3 protein-coding genes and 1 pseudogene are annotated in these 3,122 nt (G+C 73.7%); 3 read left to right on the top strand and 1 reads right to left on the bottom strand.

Going from position 1 to position 3,122, the window contains the following annotated elements:
* Positions 1 to 187, top strand: a pseudogene (locus tag ONA70_RS35590) (GNAT family N-acetyltransferase); the annotation flags it as partial.
* Positions 188 to 226: 39 nt separating this feature from the next.
* Here the strand turns inward: ONA70_RS35590 and ONA70_RS35585 are convergent.
* On the bottom strand, positions 227 to 439 hold the full coding sequence (locus ONA70_RS35585) for a hypothetical protein (RefSeq protein WP_319959634.1): 213 nt from the start codon (positions 437 to 439) through the stop codon (positions 227 to 229).
* A gap of 135 nt (positions 440 to 574) precedes the next feature.
* Between ONA70_RS35585 and ONA70_RS35580 the strand changes: the two genes are divergently transcribed.
* Positions 575 to 1,684, top strand: coding sequence for an ATP-dependent DNA ligase (locus ONA70_RS35580; RefSeq protein WP_265010867.1), 1,110 nt, complete (start codon positions 575 to 577; stop codon positions 1,682 to 1,684).
* A gap of 19 nt (positions 1,685 to 1,703) precedes the next feature.
* Positions 1,704 to 3,122: alpha/beta fold hydrolase (locus ONA70_RS35575; RefSeq protein WP_406601304.1), on the top strand; the 1,419-nt coding region annotated here is incomplete at its 3' end.

Here is a 3,122-nt window from a genome sequence, read left to right as displayed (position 1 = left end):
GACCGCGGTGGAGGACGCGTGCGCCGGCCGGGTGGTCCGGTTCGCGCTGTTCACCGGCGCGGAGAGCGCGGAGAACCTGCGGCTGTACGCGCGGCGCGGCTACCGGGTGGTGGCGCACCGGCCGGACGAGAACGGCAACCGCCTGGCGGTGCTAAAGAAGACCGTGCCGGCCGACACGGACGCCTGACCCGCCCGGTGATTCCGCGTCAGGTCGGGTTCCCGCCGTTCAGGCGGCCTCGCGCAGGTCGGCCAGGCCGACCGGGGCGTACCGGCGGAGCAGTTCCTGCAGTTCGGCCACCGAGGCGGCCTCGCCGATGACGTTGGCGCCGCCGCCGTGCTCCGGGCGGTACCGGTGCACCAGCCGGTAGCGGTACCGCCCCCGGATCAGCTGCACGCTCACCCGCCAGCGTCCACAACACCCGCAGATCCACTCCGGCACGCCGCGACGGTAGCTCTGACCTGCGGTTTCACCATCCGGGCAGCAGGGACGAAGGGGTCGGAGCCGGGACACGCCGCCCGGGACCGCCGGTGATCTGGCGCACGACCGTCGGTGGCGTCTGATTGACTGGTCGCCGTGGACCTGCCGATCAATCCGCCGGTCGAGCCGATGCTGGCCAAGAGCGTGCCCCAACTCCCCACCGCCCCCGGCATGACGTACGAGCCGAAGTGGGACGGCTTCCGCTGCATCATCTTCCGCGACGGGGACGAGGTCGAGCTCGCCAGCCGGGGCGGCAAGACGATGACCCGCTACTTCCCCGAGGTCGTCGAGCAGGCGCGCCACCAGCTCCCGCCGCGGTGCGCGGTCGACGGCGAGCTGATCGTGATCCGCCGGGACGGGCCGGGCGGGCAGCCCCGGCTCGACTTCGAGCTGCTCGCCCAGCGGATCCACCCGGCCGCCTCCCGGATCAAGCTGCTCGCCGAGACCACCCCGGCCGACTTCGTCGCCTTCGACCTGCTCGCCCTCGACGACGAGCTGCTCACCGACCGGCCCTACCCGGAACGCCGGGCCACGCTGGAGAAGGCGCTGGCCAAGGTCCGCCCGCCGGTGCACGTCACCCAGGTGACCACCGACCCGGACACGGCGCGGCGCTGGTTCGACGTCTTCGAGGGCGCCGGGCTGGACGGCCTCATCGTCAAGCCGGCCGACCTGCCGTACGAGCCGGGCAAGCGGCTGATGTTCAAGGTCAAGCACGCCCGTACCGCCGACGTGGTGGTGGCCGGCTTCCGCTGGCACAAGTCCGGGCCGGTGGTCGGCTCGCTGCTGCTCGGCCTCTACGACGCCGCCGGGGTGCTGCACCACATCGGGGTCAGCTCCTCGTTCACCGCGGCCCGGCGCAAGGAGCTGCTGGACGAGCTGGAGCCGTACCGCGACGTCACCGAACACCCGTGGGTGCACGGCGACCACGAGCGCGGGCAGCGCATCCCCGGCGGGGTGAGCCGGTGGACCGGCACCCGGAACCTGGAGTGGGAGCCGCTGCGCCCGGAGCTGGTGGCCGAGGTCGGCTACGACGCGATGGAGGGCGACCGGCTGCGGCACACCGCCCAGTTCGTCCGCTGGCGCCCCGACCGCGATCCCGGCTCCTGCCGCTACGACCAGCTCGAGCGCCCGATCCGGTACGACGTGGACCAGGTGCTGCGCGGGGATCCGGCGGCGACCGTCGGCGACGGGGCCGACCGGGCGTAGCCTGGCCGGCGACACGATCATGGAAGGCTCCCACGTGACCCGCTTCTCCGACCGGATCCGCCGGGTCCGTCCGGCCCTGGCCGGGTTCGCCGCGGCGGTGGTGCTCACCGCCGGCTGCACTCTGCCGGCGATCGCCCCCCGCACCGAGGGCCAGGGCGAGGCGGCTCCCCCGGGCACCACCCCGACCTGGCGCGACTGCCCGGAGGTTCCCGACGAGCTGGTCGGCCGGGGCGCGCGGGGCATGCGCTACGAGTGCGCCCGGATCGCCGTACCCCGCAACTGGGGCAACGGCGCGGCGACCGGCGCGACGGCCGGGCCCGGCACCGGGGAGACCTTCGAGATCGCGCTGATCCGGATCCGGTCGCAGCAGCAGCACGACCGGATCGGGTCGCTGGTGGTCAACCCCGGGGGTCCCGGCGCCTCCGGCGTGGACACCGCCGTCTACCTCTCGTTCGGCTCCGGCTTCGGCGGGCTGCCGGCCGCGGTGACCGACCGCTTCGACATCGTCGGCTTCGACCCGCGCGGGGTGGCCCGGTCCAGCCCGGTGAAGTGCATCACCGACGCCGACCTGGACGCCAGCTTCGGCTACGACCCCGATCCGGCGAGCCAGGCGTCGTTCGACGGCTTCGCCGGCCTGAACCAGCGGATCGGCCGGCGGTGCGGCGACAAGTACGGCGACCAGCTCCCGCTCTACGCCACCGAGCAGGCGGCCCGGGACATGGACGCGGTGCGCGCGGCGGTCGGCGACGAGCAGCTGACCTACCTCGGCTACTCGTACGGCACCCTGCTCGGCGCCACCTACGCCCAGCTCTACCCGAAGCGGGTCCGGGCCCTGGTGCTCGACGGCGCGGTGGACCCGCGGAAGAAGCTGATCGCCGGGTCGGAGAGCCAGGCGAAGGGCTTCGAGCGGGCGTTCGACAACTTCGCCACCTGGTGCGGGGCGAACGCCGGCCGGTGCCCGATCGCGCCGGACGCCCGGGCCGCGGTCACCTCCGCCATCGACAAGGCCAGGGTGTCCCCCGTCCGCGGCAAGGACGGCCGGGAGGCCACCGCCGGCTGGGTGTTCTACGCGGTCATCTCCTCCCTCTACACCGAGGCGGGCTGGCAGGAGCTGGCCCGCGCGATCGACTCGTTGCAGGGCGGCGACCCGACCGGGGTGTTCAAGCTCGCCGACGCGTACGCGGGCCGCGAGGACGACGGGCACTACTCGAACCTGTTCGACGCCAACATGGCGGTGAACTGCGCGGACGAGACGGAGAAGCCGTCAATCGGGCAGATCCGCCAGCTCCAGTCGCAGTGGCGGGCCAAGTACCCGCTCTTCGGTCCGGCGTTGGCGGTCGGGATGCTCGGCTGCGTGCAGTGGCCCGGCGGGCGCGAGCCGTACCCGACCGGCAAGGCGGTCGGCGCGCCGCCGATCGTGGTGGTCGGCACCACCGGT

Source organism: Micromonospora yasonensis (assembly GCF_026013475.1).
GTDB classification, from domain to species: Bacteria; Actinomycetota; Actinomycetes; order Mycobacteriales; family Micromonosporaceae; genus Micromonospora; species Micromonospora yasonensis.
The sequence above is the reverse complement of the archived record's forward strand: the minus strand, read 5'-3'. Positions and strand labels throughout refer to the sequence as shown.